Here is a 16431-nt window from a genome sequence, read left to right on the forward strand (position 1 = left end):
ACGGCCCTGCCGGTGGTCTCGTCGGCGATCATGTATGACGCCTGGGAGAGGCAGTCGAGGTAGTACTGGGTGAAGAACATGGGTGGTTGACCTCCATGTCGGAAGAGTGGAATCTGCCTAATACCCAGGGGGGTATGTAGGAGCGTCTGGTTCGCCCCCGGTTCGGGGGTGGGATCAGGGTGGGCGGCCCGGGTCGGGGGAGCCCGGGCCGACCGGTCGGAGACGGCGGGTGGGCATGCCGTGCCAGTGCACCGGCGGCAGCCCGTATCGCTTGCCGCACCCGCGTGTCGCGCCGCTCCTTGGCCGGTGGCCCGCGGTGACGGTCGGTGGCCCGGTCGCTCAGGCTGCGTGCTCGTGGTGTCCGGCCGTGATCGGGTGTCCGGCGCGGGCCCATGCGCCGGTGCCGCCGGTCACGGAGTAGGCGTCGATACCGCGGGAGTTCATCCAGTCGGCCGCCTTCCTGCTGCGATTGCCGCTGGCGCAGATCACGAACACCGGCCGGTCGGCGGGCAGTTCGTCGCACCGGGCCGGCACGGAACGCAGCGGCATCAGCCGTGCCCCCGGCACGTGGCCGGCCGCGTACTCGTCCGCCTCACGTACGTCGATCACGAGCCCGCCGTTGGCCCACGCCGCCGCGAACGCCTCCTGTGTTGTTTCACGAGCCATTCGATTGCCTCCTCGAATACCCCCGGGGGTTTCTTGTCAGCGAGAGTACGGCGGCCGAGAGGGCGGCGTCAAATACCCCCAGGGGTATTTACCTGTCGGGAAACCCGAGGCTCGGCGCCGGGGTCGGGAGTGAGCCGTGATCCCCGTGACCAGGGCCTGGGCAGCCGGAGGGTCATCCGCGTCCCGCCGCCCGGTCCGGAGTCCGCGGAGGCCGTTCCGCCATGGGCGGTGAACAGCCCTTTGAGGGCGACGAGGTCCGGGGCGCCGAGGAAGGGACGGCCGTCCGGGTCCCGCACGCTCAGCACCGCCCCGGACCCCCGCGACAAGTGACCGGGCCGTGGGGAGGTCGGCCACCGACCGGCCGTCCGCGGCCCGGTGGACGTCCCGGCACAGCCGCAGCCGCCCGCGTGGCGGTGCGGCGGTGATCGGTCCGGTGCGCGCTGCTCACCCCGCGGTCGGCGCCGCCGAGCGACGCGGCCGTCCAACGGCGAAACCGGCCCCCAGCTGATCACCTCCGCCACGCTGGCCAGGCTCGCCGTCGCCGCCGCCGTCCTCTTCGGCCGCGCCGCCACCACGCCCAGGTGGCCCCTGCCGCCGGACACACTCCACCCCCATGGGTGAGCAGGCGAAGCAGACGGCGGTACGGCCCGTCCCGGCACCGCCGGTGAGAGCGAACCTGAAGGTGACCGTCGGCCGGCGGCCGCGTCGACCCCACAGTCCCCGCCCGAAAGGCACGCCCCGTATGACCTTCACCCCACTGCGCCGGGGCCGCACCGCTGCCGCCCTGGCGGGTGTTTCCACCCTGCTCGCCCTGGCCGGCTGCTCGAATGGCGGCGACGGCGACGGCCCAGCCGCCACCAGTGCCCCGCCCGCCGCCACCAGTACCGGCCCCGCCGTGGCGCGCATCGTGATCGACAACTTCGCCTTCAGCCCGGCGAACCTCCGCGTACGACCCGGAACGAAGATCACCGTCGTCAATCGCGACTCCACCGCGCACACCGTGACAGGCACCGGGGACCACACCTTCGACACCGGAAGCATCGCGAGTGACGCAACGACCACCTTCACCGCACCGTCCGCACCCGGCAGCTACTCCTACATCTGCACCATCCACCCGAACATGAAGGGCACCCTCACTGTGGGCTGACACCCGGATGGCAAGCCCCGCGCCGAGCCCAGGCCCCGCCCCACGACGCTGTGAGCCCTGCAGAGATGAGCCGGTGACACGTCATGCCCCAGCAGAACAGGCCACCCATCCCCTCGCGCCCGGTCTTCGCCCGCTTCTACAGCAAGGTCGCCGGTCCAGCCCTGGCGAAGGCGGGCGTCACGGAGCACCGAAAGCGCCTGCTGGCCGGCCTGTCCGGCGAGGTCATCGAGATCGGCGCGGGCAACGGTCTGAACTTCCCCCACTACCCCGGCAGGGTGACCCGGCTGCTTGCGGTGGAACCCGAGCCGCATCTGCGTGAGTTGGCCGTCCAGAGCGCCCGATCCGCTGCTGTTCCCATTCAGGTGGTGGACGGACGGGCCGAGCAACTGCCTGCTGAGGACGCCTCGTTCGACGCGGCCGTCGTCTGCCTGACCCTGTGCTCGGTCGCCGACCCGCATGTTGCGCTCGCCGAACTCCACCGGGTGCTGCGGCCGGGTGGACAACTCCGCTTCTTCGAGCACGTCCGCGCCGACTCGCCCGCGATGCGGCGCACACAGCAGGTCTTGGACGCCACCGTCTGGCCCCTGCTGATGGGCGGCTGCCATGTCAGCCGCGACACCCGGGCCGCGATCGCCGCAGCCGGGTTCCGCCTCACCGAGCTGGAGAAGTTCTCCTTCCCCGACACCCGGCTGCCCTCGCCCGCCGCCACGCACATCCTCGGCACGGCCCGGCGTGAACCCCGAGGCTCGTCGTGATCACGCTGCCCGCGGAGGGAGGTCGACGAGTGGGGGCCACCAGCTGGATGTGTCGATTCGGCTGGAGCCTGCTCACCCGGGGCCGAGCCCGTCTGCCCCCAGGGGCCGGGCGAGGACTCGACAGTGCAGCCCGGGTCCCGCAGCCGGGTGATGTCACGACGGACCACATGTCCGGTGTCCGCCCTGCGCGGCCCGAAGCGTGGCGTGTGCTGCCGGACCCGGCGGGGCATCCCTTCTGTCTGTCGACACACGGAACATGAGGGGGACCATGACGGACGACACCACGGAGACCGGGCCGGCGAGAATCAGCGTGCCGCGGGTGGCCTTCCGCCTCGCCATGGCCGCCCTGGTCCTCTTCCTCGCCGTACGCACATACGAGGAGACCGGCACAGCCCTCGCACGGTCGAGTGGATCCCTGCACACCAGCGGGGCCACCGTGACGGAGCTGACGGGGCACACGAAGACCGGCAGCTCCGGCGGCGGTCAGGACGGTGGCGGCACGACGTACACCTACACCGTCTACACGGTCGAACTACGCCTGGATCACGAGGTGAAGAGACTGGCCGGTGTCTCCGAAGCCGGCGTGTCGGGCCTGTCCACCGGGCAGCGGGTCACGGCCGGGCTGTGGCACGGCCGTGTCGTGGAGATCGACGGGCGGCAGGTGTGGCCAGGCTGGAACCGGGACGGCTGGGATCTTGCGCTGATCGCGGTGTATCCGCTGATCATGGGCTATCTGATCGCCACGGCGGTGTCCGGGGCGGCGTATCTGACGGCCCGCGGCGGCCGGGCCCGGCTGGAGCCCTGGGAACGCGTCGGCGCCACGTTCCCGGGGATCCTCGTGGGACTGGCCGCGATCACCGTGCTCTTCGCGAGCGCCCTGGCGGGATCCGCGCCCGCCTCCTGGCCGCTCATCCCCTTGGGGAGCGGACTGGCCGTCGCGCTGTGGCGCTTGCGCACGCTGATCCGACGCGCCGAGCGTGCCGCCCACGCCCCTGCGTGAGCAGGGCTGCGTAACAGCACGGAGCCCCGCCCGTGAGGTGATCTGCGCCTCACGGGCAACCACCTTGACGCACATGGCGTCTTGATCGGCAACAGATGATTCCGAGGCCCGTGGGCCAGTGTTCAATTTCGACGCTCTATACACGCCATGTATACGCAGAGTGTATAGACGGCATGCATAGACGGCATGCGTACGGACCGAAAGGCAACCATGTACGGCAAGGCGTTCGCCCCCGAATACCAGGGCGCCCTGACCACCCTGTCCGTGAATTCCTCTCTTCCCGAGGTACTGGCGGCCGGCACGCGGCAGTTGAGAGAGGCCGAGCGCGCCGGGGAACACGGCGAGGCGGCGCGCTCCGGACTCGCGGTGGCCGAGGCGCACCGGCGGCTGGGACAGATCGGCGAGGCCGACCGGGCGTGGAAGGCGAGTTACCGGGCGGCCAGGGCGGCGGGAGACAAGGGGGCGATGGCCTGGGCGCTGTGGAGCGGCGGCACTCTGGCCCGGCAGCGGGGCTCGTTCGCGCTGGCCCGGCGGCTTCTCGGGCTCGCCGCCGGGCTGGGCGAGCAAGGAGGCGATGTCGTCGTGCGCGGCTACTCCCTTGCGGGGCTGGCCGAGACGGGCCGGATCCAGGGCGACTACGAGGCCGTCGCCCGGCTGCACGAGCAGTTGCTGGCCGAGGCCCGGCGGCGTGGTGAGGCGCGGCACACGGTGTGGGCGCTGGAGGGCATCGCGCAGATCCACCGTCAGCGGGGTGCGTACGACAGCGCGTACGCCCTGTTCGAGGAGGCGGCCGGGATAGCCGCGGACGCCGACGACCGGCGTGGCCACGCCTGGGCACTGCGCGGGCTCGCCGACATCGTCTCCGCGCGGGACGGGGACGCCGAGCAGGCGCTCGCCCTGCTGTCGGAGGCCGAGGCCACCTGCCGGGAGATGCGGCTCTCCAGCGCGCTGGCCTACAACCACAAGATGCGCGGCAACGTCCTCTACCGGGCGGGGCGTTATGCCGAGGCGCGGGACATGTACGAGCAGGCACTGACGGAGTTCCGCGAGATGAGCGAGCCACGCGGGCAGGGGCTGGCCCGGCTGGGGCTGGTCAAGTCGCTCGCCCGGCTGGGCCGCGACCGCGCCGGGACGGCTGCCGACCTGGCTGACCTGGCAGGAGAGCTGGACCGGATCGGGCTACGGCACGCCAGGGAGATGGTGGCGCGGGCGCGGGACGAACTCGGTGTGCTGGTCCAGGAGGATCGCGGCGTCCGGGCGGAGGCCGCACGGTGACGCCGGTCTCCTCGGCACTGCGGACGCCCGTCGACGCCCCCCTCGTCCTGGAACGCTGCCGTGAGGTCGTGCGGCCCGCGCTGCGGGAGGCGGTCGGGCGGATGCATCCCTGGGTGGGCGAGATGGCCGCCTACTCCTTCGGCTGGTGCGAGGTGGGCGGCGCTCCCGCTGCCTCGTCCGGTGGCAAGGGGGTGCGGCAGGCACTGGCCGTGCTCGCGGCCGAAGCGGTCGGTGCCCCCGGCCGGGCCGGGGTGCCCGCGGCGGTAGCGGTGGAACTGGTGCACGCCTTCTCGCTGCTGCACGACGACATCATGGACGGCGACCCGGCTCGGCGCCGTCGCCCCGCGGTCTGGAAGGCGTACGGCACCGGGCCCGCGGTCCTCGCGGGCGACGCTCTCTTCGCGCTCGCCGTGGAGACGCTCGCCGCCACCGAGGCGGGTACGTCCGCGGTGCGGATGCTGTCGGCGGCGCTGGGCGATCTGGTGCGCGGACAGGCGGACGACCTGCTGTTCGCCGCACGCCCCTGGACGGGGCAGGAGCGGGTGAGGACGGCGGAGTACCGGGCGATGGCCGAGCACAAGACCGGGGCCCTGCTGGGCTGCGCGGCCGCGCTGGGCGCCCTGCTCGGCGGCGGGCCGCCCTCCGCGGTCGCCGCTCTCGACCGCGCCGGCCGCCGTCTCGGCCTGGCGTTCCAGATCGTCGACGACGTGCTGGGCATCTGGGGCGACCCCGAGGTCACCGGCAAACCCGTCCACGGCGATCTCCGCGAGCGCAAGAAGACCTTCCCCGTGCTGGCCGCGCTCGATTCCCCGTCGCCCGCATCCCGCCGCCTGGCCGCGCTGCTGGAGTCGGGCGCGGACCCCGAGGAAGCCGCCGTACTCGTCGAGGCGAGGGGCGGCCGGACGGCGGCGCTGGACGAGGCACGGCGTCACATCGAGGCGGCGCAGCTCGCACTGGCGGACGCTTCGCCGCAGGGTACGGCCGGGGACGAACTGCGAGCGCTGTCGGCGTTCCTCGTACGACGCGACCTCTGAGAGCGCGTCGGCCGCGTCCCCGGAGGCACCGGCGCCGCCCGCCTCCCGTATCGGAAGGGCGAGTGTCCTGATCGCCGGTCTCGGAGATCGAGGCCGCGGCCGAGCGCACCGCCGCGCAGGTCAAGTACGGCAGGGCCGCACGCGGGGGTGTGCGGCCCTGACCGCACCCGGCGCGGACCGGGCGGTGCCGGAGATCATCAGGAGGCTGAGGCGTTCCATCGCAGTCGGCGGGGCTTCTCTCGTCACGCGAGCACGGCGCTGTGGGGACCGGGCGGGACCGCGCCGTTGGCGGAGAGCAGCAGCCAGTTCGGCCAGTCGCGGGTGCGGACGATGTCCGCGGGTAGGCCGGGTGTTCGCCGGAGGCGGCCGCGCCCCGGTCCAGGCGTTCGGGCCCGGGCCTGGCATGTCCGCTGTTGGAGCGGGCGACTGGGCGTACGGTGAGGCCCTGCCGTCATGCCCGTCTCGTCGGCGCGCACCATCTGCTCACACTCGCGGCACGCACCTGTCTCCGCCACGCGACCGGTCAGGCCGGGGAACCCCGCCAGGCCCCTTCGACGTCCTTCGCGCCAGGTGACCGGCATCAACGGGGCCCTGCACGCCGACCTGACGGATCGGCGCCCACCGCGGTGTGGACGAGCCACCCCGAGGCCGCACCGACCGCGTACCAGAACAGGTCGGGTGGATTGAAGGTGGAACCGAGCACGAGGCGGGCGACGGCGCTGCGCTGGGAGAGCCCCGCCGTCACCTCGCTGAGCTGCAGGAACTCGATCCCCCAACTGACGGCCAGCGCGCTTACGGCGGCCGTCACAGGCGTCACTCGTGGCGCCACCAGAACGACAAGGGCGAGAAGCAGGACGGTGTACAGCGCGTCTCCGCCGTACTTGCCCAGGCTTCCCGAGGCCACCGCCCGGAGCCCCAGCCCTGCGCCGACGGTCACCATCGCGGCCCCGGCAGCCGCCAGACGGATCCGTGCCGGTTCGACGGCTCGGTCATCGAGCTCTTTCAAAGTGGCCCCCCATCGGGTGATGGTCACCCGACAGCCAATCGGCATCCGCCTGACCGGCAGGTTGGACAGGCCCCATGCAGGAACCCACGGATCCGCAATGCTCAGCCGCCCGGTCCGGTCCCGTGAGCGGCCGTACCGCTGGTTCGAGCAGTGACAGGGTCCGCCGGTGCGCGTCGAGGGCGACGCGGATGCCGACCGGCATCGGCAGATCCGGGCCGGCGTGTCCGACCTCGACGTTGCCCAGGACCGGGATGTCACGGTCGCCGAGGACGTCGAGGACTGTCTCTCGCAGGGTCGGGGACGCGTCGGGCGCGTCGAGTCCGTCGATCGCGGCGACGCCAGGCCGCCCAGGGATGCCCACGACCATGCCGGCGATCCGATCGAGGATGCCGGCGTGCCGCAGTACCTGAAGACAGCTCCACACATGCGATGCCTGGCCGCCCGACTCCTCCCAGAACAGCATCGCGTGGGGCACGAGGTCGAAGCAGCTGAGGCAGTGCGGAGTCGCTCACCGACGCAGTATCCCGACGCCCTCAGCAACACGCGACCCATTTACCGACCGACCGCCCAACAGGCCTTGCCTACTGGCGTAAAGCGCGAGCGGAGTACATGCCGGCCGACGGCATTCCGGCGGAGTGCGACCGGGCCGGCGAGGCGCGCGGCGACTACTCGGGCACGCAGATCCCGGTCCTGGCCGACCTGGCCGACCTGGCCGACCTGGCCGACCTGAGAGTCGGCGGCACCTTCGCCACCGGGCGCACGCTGCATCCCCCGGCTCACCACCGTCGCCCACGCCGTCCTGCGGTTGACGACGGCGGCGCAGGGCCGAGATCTGGTGCTCTCGCCTCCCTTACGCAGTACGAGTGAATGTTGCGGTTGTTGAGTTCGGGGCAGGTGGCGATTCTTCTACGGTCTCTGAATGGATCGTGGCCTGCAGGAAAGGCACTGCGGGCGGGGGACCGGTGGAAAGGCGCACCTGATGTCGGGGTTGGGGAAGTCGCCGGACGTGCTCGAAGGCCGGGCGGGCCGCTGCCATCGGACCGGGGCGTGGGCCTGGGGCGCGGCGGGCGTGGCCTGTCTCGTGGGAGCGGCGCTGACTTTCGGCGGACTGTGGGTGGCGGGGATCGTGGCGGCGCGGATGGTGGCTTTCGGGCCGTCCATCGGATGCTGGGGGGTGGCGGCCTCCCTCGTGCTCCGTGCGTGGGGGGCGAGGGGACGGGTGCGGACGCGTCTGGTGCTGCTGGGTGGGTCGGCGGTAGCCGGGGGTGTGTACCGGGGAGCGGTCAGCGTACTGTCGGCTCATCCTCAAGGTTCGGGACGGGACGAGCGATCGCTGCTCGGTTCGGTGGTGTTCACCGGAGTGACGCTGGCGGTTGGCCTGGGGATGGCCGGTCTGGTGGTCGCGGCGGATGCCGGTACAGGGCGGCACGTGCTGCTGCGGCGCGTACTTGACGGGGTCGTCACGGCCGGGGCCGTCTTCATGACGGGATGGGTACTGCTGCGGGGGGCCAGTGAAGGCTGGCGACTGGGGACGGGGATGGTCGGTGTCCTGTGGACCGCGGAGGTCGTGTTCCTCAGTTTTCTCTTCGCCCTGCGCCGTCTCGTACGGAGCGACCAGAGGGTCACCCTGTGGGTGGGGATCGCCGGGCTGTCCCTCATCCTGATCGGCGACACCCTGCGACTGTGGACGGCCGGCCCGCACAGTCCCGAGGAGATGTCCTGTCAGCTGGTCGACGCCTGCACCACCGCAGGTCTGCTGGTGGTGGCTGTCGCCCCCTGGGTGCCCGGCGGGGCGAGCGTCCTCGGCACTGCCCAGCCGACCCTGCGATGGGGGATAGAGGGTGCGGCGGCGTTCATTCCCCTGACGGTCTGCACGGTCACCGTGCTGGGATACGTACTGGCCCCTCCTGCCCGTGACCCGGTGCCGCTGTTGGTCGGTGGGATGGCACTGCTGAGCCTATGGGCACGCCAGACGTTCCTGCCGAGCGAGAACCCCAGAAACGACGACTGAGTTCGCGAGCGGCTGCCCTCCCCGCTGCGGCCGCTTTCGCTCGTGCTCCTGGCCGGAGGAGGAGAGCGAGGGCAGGGAGACTTGGGCGGCGCGAACGCCCAGGGTGTTGCCCGTGCCTGGTGCCGCTCCGCCGACGTGTGGGCGGGTCGGGCGCCCGCCCCGCAAGCACACCTCTGCCGGGACCCGTCGGCGGTAGGTTCAGGGTGGCACGTGATGGGGGAGAACGCCCTGAAGGGCGGGCGGGCGTACCAGGGGGCGACGCCGATGATGTTCGGGTACTCGGACGAGGGGTGGGTGCTGCTGCTGTACCCGGCCGTGTTGTGGGTGCTGTTCGGGCCGTTCGCCATGGTCGCGCTGGGGGTCTGGTGCGCCTCCGCGCCCGGTCCTCGGCCACGGTTGTGGTCGGTACTGGTCCCGCTGGTACCGGTGGTGACCTCGGCGATCTTCATGATCTTCCCGCTGAGCCGGTGGGACCGGCCGGTGCTGGCGGACGGGAGCTTGGGACCGCCGGCGCAATGGGACGAGTTCCTCAGCTACCTGGCCGTGTACGTCGGTGGCATCACGGTGCTGCCTTGGCTGCTCGGCTACGGCATCACGCGCCTGCTGCGCTTCATACGGGCACGCCGGTGCGGCCGCATTCCGGCTTTGCCGGGATCGCCGCCGCCTTGATCTGCCACTAAAAGGCTGGCGGAGCCGACCCAGTCGCCGGGCGCCTGTACCGGGATCTGTTCGGCCCACGAGGCCAGCATCAGCTCCAGAGCGCTCCGGGCGTGGTCCCATGTGTCGGCGACCGGCATCCCGTTGTACGTCCACCCAGGCGCCTGGCCAGGGCGGCCGCACGCCGGGGCGCCGCCGGGCGGCCGGCAATTCAGAGGGCGCGGTCGGGGGCCGGGGCCCATGCTCAGGCGATCGCGTTCTGGAAGGCGGGCGCGCTGTCGTGACGAGTCGGCGAGAGGGTCGAGCGTGCGACCGGCAGGAGACGCACCCACCGCATCGGTGCCCCGGACCATGACTACGGCATCAGCTGCCTCCGACGCCTCCGCAGGTCATTCAGCAAGACCAGGTACCCCGCTGGTGGGCGGTGCCGCGGACGACGTGGGTGAGATCGTTGAGGACGCCTCCCGGGCTGACCAGCGGCAATGTCCCGCCGGCGTCAGAGCAGTCCCACCTTGGCCAGGTCGAAGTGCTCGTCGGTCAGCGCGTCGTATCCGTTCTCGGCGGCGTAGGCCAGGATGCGGCCGAGTGGAGTGTCCGGTTCTGGCGGCTCGGTGGCCAACTCGAACCCGGTCACCTGGAGAGCGAAGCGGAGGCCGGTATCGAAGGGATCTTCCTTGTGGAGCATCGCCCCACGGTAATAGGGGGCACTCCGGAGGCCGAGTCGCGGGGGTGACATGACTCCTCAAGGCATCGCCGCAAGGAGCACCGAGCACAGAGCACGGGGAACATCGCTCGGTGAGACGCAACCGGCTCGCGGCACCGGCCACGACCACCGGCGGCGGGCCACTGCGTTCTCGCTGTCACACGCCCGTCGCGCGGAGCCCACGGACCGCTGGGGCTGTCGGTACTGCTGGGGCGTTCCTCGACTTCAGTGACTGATGTGGTGGCAGAGGTGACGGAATGTCGGCGGGCCCGGGTGGCTCGGAGGTAGGCCCGTGACTAAGCGGGGTGACCAATGCTAGAAAGGCCGGATGGAAGACCGTTTTGCCCGGGTTCGACATACGTCGCGGCTATGGTCACTGGTGCGGAGGAACACGCGAAGCGTCGCGGGGCAGATGTTCCTCATGCAGGTGACGCTGGTGGTGCTGCTCGTGGCATTCGCCGTCTTCGCCCTCGTCCTGCAGTCGCAGCGGCACACCAGCGCCGAGGCCAAACGGAGATCCATAGCCGTCGCGCAGACGTTCGCGCATTCCCCAGGTGTGCTGTCCGCACTGCAAGCCCCCGATCCCTCGAAAGTCCTGCAGCCGTTGACCGAAGCGGGACGCAAGTCCGCGGGCGTCGACTTCGTCGTGGTCATGGACACGAAAGGAATCCGCTTCACTCATCCCCTGCCGGACCGGATCGGTAAGCGGTTCGTAGGAAAGATCGAGCCGTCGCTGGCGGGGAAGGTCTATACCGAAAGCGTGCACGGCCCCCTCGGTCACGAAGTACAGGCGACCGTGCCCATCCGGAACACCCGGGGCCGGGTCGTGGCCCTCGTCTCCGCCGGCCTGAAAGTCAAGAACGTGACCGGCCTGGTGGAGCGGCAGATACCGATCATCCTGACCGCCGGGGCGGGCGCACTCGTGGCGGCCACCGCCGCCACGGTGCTGGTGAGCAGGCGGCTGCGACGGCAGACTCACAGCCTCGCCCCGAACGAGATGGCCCGCATGTACGAGCACCACGACGCGGTGCTGCACTCCGTGCGCGAAGGGGTGCTCATTGTCAATGACGAGGGGCGCCTGCTGCTGGCGAACGACGAGGCCAGGCGGCTCCTGGAACTGCCCCCGGACGCGGAGGGGCAGCATGTGTCCCAGCTGCCGACCCTGGAACCGGAGATGATGTCGTTGCTCAGCTCCGGCCGCGAGGCCACTGACGAGGTGCATCTGGCTGGACCGCGGCTGCTGGTGGTCAACCAGAGGCTCACGCAGCGCGGCGGCGGCCCCAAGGGCACCGTTGTGACGCTGCGCGATTCCACGGAGCTGCGGGCGGTGTCCGGCAGGGCCGAGATCACGGGTGAGCGGCTGAAGCTGCTCTACGACGCCGGACTGAGCATCGGCACCACCCTGGACGTGGTCCAGACGGCCGACGAACTCGCCCGGATCGCCGTCCCCCGCTTCGCCGACTTCGTCACCGTGGACCTGGCCGACGCCGTACTGCACGGCGAGGAACCGGCGACCACGGCCAAGGGAATGAGACGCGTCGCCGTATGCGGTATCCGCGAGGACCAGCCGCTCTACGAGAAGGGCCGGCTGATCGACTTTCTGCCCTCCACGCCCCAGGCACGCGGTTACGGCACCGGCCGCTCGGAACTGGTGGCCGACCTGTCGACCGCGACGGGCTGGCATCTGCAGGACCCGGAGCGCACCGAGCAGATTGTGGACTACGGCATCCATTCGCTGATAACGGCACCGATCCAGGCGCGGGGCGTCGTGCTGGGCATGGTCAACTTCTGGCGTTCCGAGGAGCACGACCCCTTCGACCAGGAGGAGCTCTCCCTGGCGGAGGAACTGGTGGCTCGTGCCGCGGTCAGCATCGACAACGCCCGCCGGTACACGCGCGAGCACGCGCTGGCGGTCACCCTCCAGCGCAGCCTGCTTCCGCGAGGCCTGCCCGAGCAGAGCGCCCTCGACGTCGGCTACCGGTACCTCCCGGCCCAGTCGGGGGTGAGCGGGGACTGGTTCGATGTGATCACCCTGCCGGGCAGCCGCGTGGCGCTGGTCGTCGGCGACGTCGTCGGCCACGGCCTGCACGCCGCCGCGACCATGGGACGGCTGCGGACCGCCGTGCACAACTTCTCCACGCTCGACCTGCCGCCCGATGAACTGCTGAGTCATCTGGACGATCTGGTCGGGCGCATCGACCAGGACGAGGCGTGCACGGACAGCCCTGCCGCCGTCGTGGGCGCCACCTGTCTGTACGCGATCTACGACCCTACGACGCGCCGCTGCGCCATGGCCCGCGCGGGGCACCTGGCTCCCGCGCTGGTCCATCCTGACGGAAGCGTCACCTTTCCCGACCTGCCGCCGGGTCCGCCACTGGGTCTCGGCGGCATGCCCTTCCAGGCCGCTGAGCTGGAGATCGCCGAAGGCTCCCAGCTCGTCCTCTACACCGACGGTCTCATCGAGGACCGGACCCGCGACCTCGACGAAGGAATGGAACTCCTGCGCAAAGCCCTGGCGGGTCACCCCGAGCGCGCGCCGGAGGAGAGCTGCAAGGCCGTCCTGGGATCGCTGCTGCCCGAGCGCCCCACGGATGACGTGGCTCTGCTCATCGCCCGTACCCATGCGCTGCCGCCGGACCGGATCGCCGAGTGGGACGTGCCCCCCGATCCGGCTGCCGTCGCCGGGGTACGCGCCGCGGCGACCGACCAGCTCGACGAGTGGGGGCTGTCCGAACTGGGCTTCAGCATGGAACTCGCGCTGAGCGAGCTCGTCACCAACGCCGTCCGCTACGGTAGCGAGCCGATCCACATGCGGCTGATCTACGACCGCATGCTGATCTGCGAGGTGGCCGACGGCAGCAGTACCTCGCCCCACCTGCGCCATGCCGCGACGACCGACGAAGGCGGCCGGGGCCTGTTCCTGGTGTCGCAGCTGACCGAACGCTGGGGAACCCGGTACACGCCCCAGGGCAAGGTGATCTGGGCCGAGCAGGCGCTGCCAGAACACTGAGGCGTAAGGGCCTCGCTCTTCGCCGACCAGATACGCGCGGCCACCGGCCGGAGGGGCCTGGACCTCGCCTTCGACCGCGCCGGCCTGCCTGCCGCGATCAGGCCGCTTCCGTGCCCGGCTTGAACGGTCCGTGTCCGCGCCGCACACCGTCCAGCGGCTGAAAGGCAAGCCCTTCAAAGGCGGCGACCTCAGATGCCTCAAGCTCTTTTCGGTCAACCATCCCCGAATGCCGAGCGGTTGACGAACCGCCGCGTCACAGTGGTCTGAAACGATCACCGGGAAGCGGCTTTCGGAGCGGGATGCGGTGAGGACACAGTTCGCTGTACTCGGCGAGATCGAAGCGTGCGTGGACGGCAGGCCGGTCGACCTCGGGCATCTGCGGCAGCGGTCCGTACTGTCCGCGCTGCTCGTCGACGCCAACCACACCGTCTCGGTCGACCGGCTCGGCGACCGGATCTGGGGCGAGCGGCCGCCCCAACGCTGGCGCCCCACGCTCTACAGCTACATCTCCCGCCTGCGCCAGGCCCTGGGGACGGCCGGCAGTGACGACGTCCGTATCCGCCGCGAACCCAGTGGCTACCAGCTTGCCTGCGACACCTCGGCAGTGGACCTGCACCGCTTCCGCGACCTCGTCGCACAGGCCCGCCACACCCAGGACGACGACCGCGCGGCCGCTCTGCTCGACGAAGCCCTCCACCTGTGGCGCGGTCCCGCCTTCAGCGCTCTGGACACGCCCTGGTTCACCACACTGCGCGAGACCCTCCACCACGAATGCTTCACCGCCGAACTCGACCGCAACGACATCGCCCTGCGCCACGGCCACCACGCGCACATACTCACCGACCTCACCGCACGCGCCGCGGCACACCCCCTCGACGAACGCCTGGCCGGCCAGCTCATGCTCGCCCTGCACCAGTCCGGCCGCCCAGCAGACGCGCTACGGCACTACCAACACACACGCCGGACCCTCGCCGAAGAGCTGGGCATCGATCCGGGCCCGCCGCTGCGGCAGTTGCACCAGCGCATCCTTGCCGCCGACGTGTCCCTCGCCGCCCCGGTCCGAGCGGCCACCGGACCCTCTTCCCCAGTGCCACGACAGCTACCCGCCCCACCAGCGCTGTTCACAGGACGCGACGAGGAATTGGAGCAGCTCACCAAGTCTCTCGGGGAGGGGCCGGACGGCACTGTGGCGATCACGGTGATCTGCGGCCCAGGAGGGGTCGGCAAGAGCTGGCTGGCCGCTCATTGGGCCAACCGGAACACACAGCGGTTTCCTGACGGGCAGCTGTACGTCAACCTGTTCGGGTTCGATCCCAATACGCCGCCCTTGCCCTCGCACGTGGCCCTGCGGGGGTTTCTGGAAGCCCTGGGCGTCGCCCCCGACCGCGTGCCCACCGACCTCGGGGCACAGTCCGCCCTCTACCGGAGCCTGCTGGCGGACCGGCACATGCTGATCCTCCTGGACGATGCCCGCGACGCCGAACAGGTACGTCCGCTGCTGCCCGGCAGTACCTCCTGCACCGTCCTCATCACGAGCCGCAACCGCCTGTCCGCCCTGATGGCCGCGCACGGCGCCCGCCTGCTGCCGTTGGACGTCCTCGGTGCGGCGGAGGCGCACGCACTGCTGGTGGGCCGCCTGGGTGCCGAGCGCACCTCCACCGAGCCCGACGCCGTCGCCGCATTGGTGGAGCACTGCGCCGGCCTGCCGCTCGCTCTCGGCATCGTGGCCGCCCGCGCCGCCATGCACCCTGACTTCCAGCTCGCCGTCCTCGCCGAGGAACTGGTCCGGGCCGCCGACCGTCTCACCGCCCTCGACCCCGGTGACCTGACGGTGAACGTACGCGCCGTCTTCGCCGCCTCCCACCGGGCCCTCACCCCTTCCGCCGGCCGTCTGTTCTCCCTCCTGGGCCTGGCACATGGTCCGGACCTCGGCCTGGCGGCGGCCGCCGGCCTGGCAGGACTCCCGCCGGCCCGGACCCGAGTGCTGCTGGCCGAGCTGGAGGGCGCGCACATCGTGCGGCAGCACCGTCCGGGGCGGTACCGGATGCACGACCTCGTCCGCCTCTACGCCGCCGAACTAGCCGACGGCATTCCCTCCGAGGAGGCCGTATCCGCCCAGGTCCGGCTGCTGGACCACTACCTTCACACCGCGTTCGCCGCCAACCTGCTGCTGGACGGCCCGTACACCCCCTTCCGGCCCGAACCGGAAGCTCCCGCCCCCGGCAGCCGCCCCCTCGCACCCGACGACACCGCGGCTGCGCTCCGGTGGTTCCACGACGAGCACGACTGCCTGCTGGCCGCCCAGTCGCAGGCCGCTGCCCTCGGGCGCCACCGGGTCGTGTGGCAGTTGGCGTGGACCCTCATCTCCTACCACCTGGGCGGCTACCGTCTGCAGGAGTACGTCACGGTGTGGCGAGCCGCCCTGGCCGCGGCCGAGTACGACGGTGACAACCCCACCGCCGAGACACTCGCACACTGGCGCCTGGGATTCGCCAGCGCCCGCGCCGGCGACCACGCGCAGGCGCTCGACCATCTGCACCATGCCCTCACCCTGGCCGAGCGCGGCAACGACGTCGCGGGACAGGCCCACATCTACCGCACCCTGGGACGGGTCTGGGAGGAGCAGGGCGACAACGCGCGCGCCCTCGACCACGCGATGCACGCTCTGCGCCTGTACCAGGAGGTGAACCAGCCTCTCTGGCAGGCGAACCAGCTCAACGCGGTCGGCTGGATGCACGCGCAGCTGGGGCTCTACGCGGAAGCCCGCACCCACTGCGAGCAGGCCCTCGCCCTCTTCCGCGCGGAAGGCCTCCCGGCTCACGGCGCCTCGACCCTGGACAGTCTTGGCTATATCGCCCACCACACGGGCCGGTACCGTGACGCCCTGGACCACTACGGGCAGGCCCTGGAGCTGTTCCGGGAGGTCGATGACACCGCCAACGAGGCCGACACCCTCGTCAACGCCGGTGACGCCCATCGGGCCCTTCACCAGTACGCGGACGCGCGCACCGCCTGGCAGCGGGCTCTCGAGCTGTATCGGTCCCAGGACCGCACCGCCGAGGCCGAAGACCTGCGCGACCGCCTGGAGGCGCTCAGGGGCGAGTAGCCGAGGAGAACGCCCGCGCGAGCCCCCGGGGTACCGGGCGGGCTTCCCCCCCCGCCCGCCC

14 protein-coding genes are annotated in these 16431 nt (G+C 71.3%); 10 read left to right on the forward strand and 4 right to left on the reverse strand.

Translation table 11 applies throughout. The annotated features are described in order from the left end of the window. Positions 1-339 precede the first annotated feature (339 nt). Positions 340-666: a rhodanese-like domain-containing protein gene (locus ACFY30_RS39015; protein WP_390849892.1), complete on the reverse strand. Its 327-nt coding sequence runs from the start codon at positions 664-666 to the stop codon at positions 340-342. Between the two features lie 742 nt (positions 667-1408). Between ACFY30_RS39015 and ACFY30_RS39020 the strand changes: the two genes are divergently transcribed. The 5 genes from ACFY30_RS39020 to ACFY30_RS39040 all read left to right on the forward strand — a co-directional run bounded on the left by ACFY30_RS39020 (position 1409) and on the right by ACFY30_RS39040 (position 5877). Continuing rightward, the gene (locus ACFY30_RS39020; protein ID WP_390849893.1) at positions 1409-1813 is read left to right on the forward strand and encodes a cupredoxin domain-containing protein; all 405 of its coding nucleotides are present in this window, start codon (positions 1409-1411) and stop codon (positions 1811-1813) included. 83 nt (positions 1814-1896) lie between these two features. Next, a complete protein-coding gene (locus tag ACFY30_RS39025) occupies positions 1897-2568 on the forward strand; it encodes a class I SAM-dependent methyltransferase (protein ID WP_390849894.1) in 672 nt (223 codons plus the stop codon). A 268-nt stretch (positions 2569-2836) separates the two neighbouring features. After that, complete coding sequence (locus tag ACFY30_RS39030; RefSeq protein ID WP_390849895.1) at positions 2837-3568, forward strand: hypothetical protein; 732 nt, start codon at positions 2837-2839, stop codon at positions 3566-3568. Between the two features lie 210 nt (positions 3569-3778). Continuing rightward, positions 3779-4843 (forward strand): tetratricopeptide repeat protein, encoded by a 1065-nt coding sequence (locus ACFY30_RS39035; RefSeq protein WP_390849913.1) that lies wholly within the window; start codon positions 3779-3781, stop codon positions 4841-4843. Then, positions 4840-5877, forward strand: a complete 1038-nt coding sequence (locus ACFY30_RS39040; RefSeq protein WP_390849896.1) for a polyprenyl synthetase family protein — start codon at positions 4840-4842, stop codon at positions 5875-5877. The genes ACFY30_RS39035 and ACFY30_RS39040 overlap by 4 nt, the downstream gene beginning before the upstream one ends. A gap of 580 nt (positions 5878-6457) precedes the next feature. Here the strand turns inward: ACFY30_RS39040 and ACFY30_RS39045 are convergent. Beyond that, on the reverse strand, positions 6458-6817 hold the full coding sequence (locus ACFY30_RS39045) for a DUF2809 domain-containing protein (RefSeq protein WP_390849914.1): 360 nt from the start codon (positions 6815-6817) through the stop codon (positions 6458-6460). Positions 6818-6866: 49 nt separating this feature from the next. Further along, complete coding sequence (locus ACFY30_RS39050) at positions 6867-7346, reverse strand: hypothetical protein (protein WP_390849897.1); 480 nt, start codon at positions 7344-7346, stop codon at positions 6867-6869. A gap of 146 nt (positions 7347-7492) precedes the next feature. Here ACFY30_RS39050 and ACFY30_RS39055 point away from each other — a divergent pair, with 146 nt between their 5' ends. From ACFY30_RS39055 to ACFY30_RS39065, 3 genes are all read left to right on the forward strand, one after another. Next, positions 7493-7750 (forward strand): hypothetical protein, encoded by a 258-nt coding sequence (locus tag ACFY30_RS39055; RefSeq protein ID WP_390849898.1) that lies wholly within the window; start codon positions 7493-7495, stop codon positions 7748-7750. Between the two features lie 493 nt (positions 7751-8243). Continuing rightward, a complete protein-coding gene (locus ACFY30_RS39060) occupies positions 8244-8894 on the forward strand; it encodes a hypothetical protein (RefSeq protein WP_390849899.1) in 651 nt (216 codons plus the stop codon). Positions 8895-9107: 213 nt separating this feature from the next. Further along, positions 9108-9563 (forward strand): hypothetical protein, encoded by a 456-nt coding sequence (locus tag ACFY30_RS39065; RefSeq protein WP_390849900.1) that lies wholly within the window; start codon positions 9108-9110, stop codon positions 9561-9563. A 484-nt stretch (positions 9564-10047) separates the two neighbouring features. Here the strand turns inward: ACFY30_RS39065 and ACFY30_RS39070 are convergent, their stop codons facing one another. Further along, positions 10048-10236 carry a hypothetical protein gene (locus ACFY30_RS39070; RefSeq protein ID WP_390849901.1) on the reverse strand — a complete coding sequence of 63 codons (189 nt, stop codon included), beginning with the start codon at positions 10234-10236 and terminating at the stop codon, positions 10048-10050. A gap of 430 nt (positions 10237-10666) precedes the next feature. On the opposite strand from ACFY30_RS39070, the gene ACFY30_RS39075 reads away from it, so the two are divergent. Both ACFY30_RS39075 and ACFY30_RS39080 read left to right on the forward strand, forming a co-directional pair. Beyond that, on the forward strand, positions 10667-13264 hold the full coding sequence (locus ACFY30_RS39075) for a SpoIIE family protein phosphatase (RefSeq protein ID WP_390849915.1): 2598 nt from the start codon (positions 10667-10669) through the stop codon (positions 13262-13264). A 304-nt stretch (positions 13265-13568) separates the two neighbouring features. Next, entirely contained in the window at positions 13569-16370 is a 2802-nt protein-coding gene (locus ACFY30_RS39080) for a BTAD domain-containing putative transcriptional regulator (RefSeq protein ID WP_390849902.1), read from the forward strand. Positions 16371-16431 lie beyond the last annotated feature (61 nt).

The organism is Streptomyces sp. NPDC000345 (assembly GCF_042898825.1).
In the GTDB taxonomy this organism is placed as follows: Bacteria; Actinomycetota; Actinomycetes; order Streptomycetales; family Streptomycetaceae; genus Streptomyces.

Coding starts and splice junctions, on each gene's coding strand:
- ACFY30_RS39015 (WP_390849892.1), bottom strand. CDS start 666: ATGGCTCGTGAAACAACACAGGAGGCGTTCGCGGCGGCGTGGGCCAAC.
- ACFY30_RS39020 (WP_390849893.1), top strand. CDS start 1,409: ATGACCTTCACCCCACTGCGCCGGGGCCGCACCGCTGCCGCCCTGGCG.
- ACFY30_RS39025 (WP_390849894.1), top strand. CDS start 1,897: ATGCCCCAGCAGAACAGGCCACCCATCCCCTCGCGCCCGGTCTTCGCC.
- ACFY30_RS39030 (WP_390849895.1), top strand. CDS start 2,837: ATGACGGACGACACCACGGAGACCGGGCCGGCGAGAATCAGCGTGCCG.
- ACFY30_RS39035 (WP_390849913.1), top strand. CDS start 3,779: ATGTACGGCAAGGCGTTCGCCCCCGAATACCAGGGCGCCCTGACCACC.
- ACFY30_RS39045 (WP_390849914.1), bottom strand. CDS start 6,817: ATGGTGACCGTCGGCGCAGGGCTGGGGCTCCGGGCGGTGGCCTCGGGA.
- ACFY30_RS39050 (WP_390849897.1), bottom strand. CDS start 7,346: ATGCTGTTCTGGGAGGAGTCGGGCGGCCAGGCATCGCATGTGTGGAGC.
- ACFY30_RS39055 (WP_390849898.1), top strand. CDS start 7,493: ATGCCGGCCGACGGCATTCCGGCGGAGTGCGACCGGGCCGGCGAGGCG.
- ACFY30_RS39065 (WP_390849900.1), top strand. CDS start 9,108: ATGGGGGAGAACGCCCTGAAGGGCGGGCGGGCGTACCAGGGGGCGACG.
- ACFY30_RS39070 (WP_390849901.1), bottom strand. CDS start 10,236: ATGCTCCACAAGGAAGATCCCTTCGATACCGGCCTCCGCTTCGCTCTC.
- ACFY30_RS39075 (WP_390849915.1), top strand. CDS start 10,667: ATGTTCCTCATGCAGGTGACGCTGGTGGTGCTGCTCGTGGCATTCGCC.